This window comes from Endozoicomonas sp. ONNA2, from assembly GCF_024606365.1.
Lineage (GTDB): Bacteria > Pseudomonadota > Gammaproteobacteria > Pseudomonadales > Endozoicomonadaceae > Endozoicomonas.
On the sequence record NZ_JAHHPO010000316.1, the window covers coordinates 1 to 1,053 of the forward strand.

Genomic DNA, 1,053 nt, shown 5'->3' on the forward strand with positions numbered 1-1,053 from the left:
CATAGTAACTGCCCACTTAGCCAGAAATATACGATTCCATTCGGCCAACTACTTAAAGGCCTGTTGCGTCCATAGTCAGCAGATTGAACCGTGAATAATGGTCACCCTGTTGTTTATGAAGTCTTGCGAGGAATAAAATATCATCCATTCTGCTAAAAAGCATGGGCCAATAATAATGAGTAAACTCAAGGCGGCGGTGGTTCAGGTATGCTCGGGATCAGTCGTTGCTGAAAATCTTGCTAAAATAGAATGTCAGTTAATGGCGCATCAACAACAGCAGCAACAGCAAATAGATATTGTAGTGCTACCCGAATGTTTTGCCATGCTCGGAGGCCCTCAGGCTGAAGCGGCTTGGCAAGCTGATGAGATAAGGGAGTGGATGGCATCCACGGCCAAAACATTGGGTAGCTGGCTAATCGGCGGTTCAGTGCCTGTCCGGTCTATTGGCGATGGGCGTAACCATGCCTCATGCCTTGTTTACAGCCCTGCAGGGGATGAAGTCACCTGTTACAACAAAATGCATCTGTTTGATGTAGAGGTATCTGACCGGCGATATAGGGAGTCGGATGATTTTATCCCCGGAGCAGGCCCTGAGCTGGTCGATATTGGTGGGGCAAGGGTGGGCCTTTCCATTTGTTATGACCTTCGCTTTCCCGAGCTATATCGCACTCTGGTGGAGCAGGGAGCAACGATATTAACCGTTCCTTCTGCCTTCACAAAAGTAACCGGTGCAGCACATTGGAAAGTGCTGTTGCAAGCCAGGGCCATTGAAAACCAATGTTATGTGTTGGCGGCCAATCAGGCGGGAACTCATCCTGATGGCCGACAGACCTATGGGCACAGTATGATCATTTCACCCTGGGGCGATATTCTTGCACAAGCCCCTGCTGAAGGGGCCGCGGTGATTATGGCAGAACTGGACCTGGATGAGCTGGCGAGAGTTCGTCAGCGAATGCCGTGTTTAAACCACCGGAGAATCATATAGCCAGGTTCGCGAGTCATTGAGGATAAAATTTTTAGTAAATAGAACCACTATTCACTAAAAATTTCCGA

The 1,053-nt window shown here is 48.7% G+C and carries 1 protein-coding gene; it reads left to right on the forward strand.

The window, feature by feature from the left end; all coding sequences use genetic code 11:
- The first annotated feature begins 175 nt into the window (after positions 1-175).
- Positions 176-985, forward strand: coding sequence for a carbon-nitrogen hydrolase family protein (locus KDK14_RS05730; protein ID WP_257264056.1), 810 nt, complete (start codon positions 176-178; stop codon positions 983-985).
- The last annotated feature ends 68 nt before the right edge of the window (positions 986-1,053 follow it).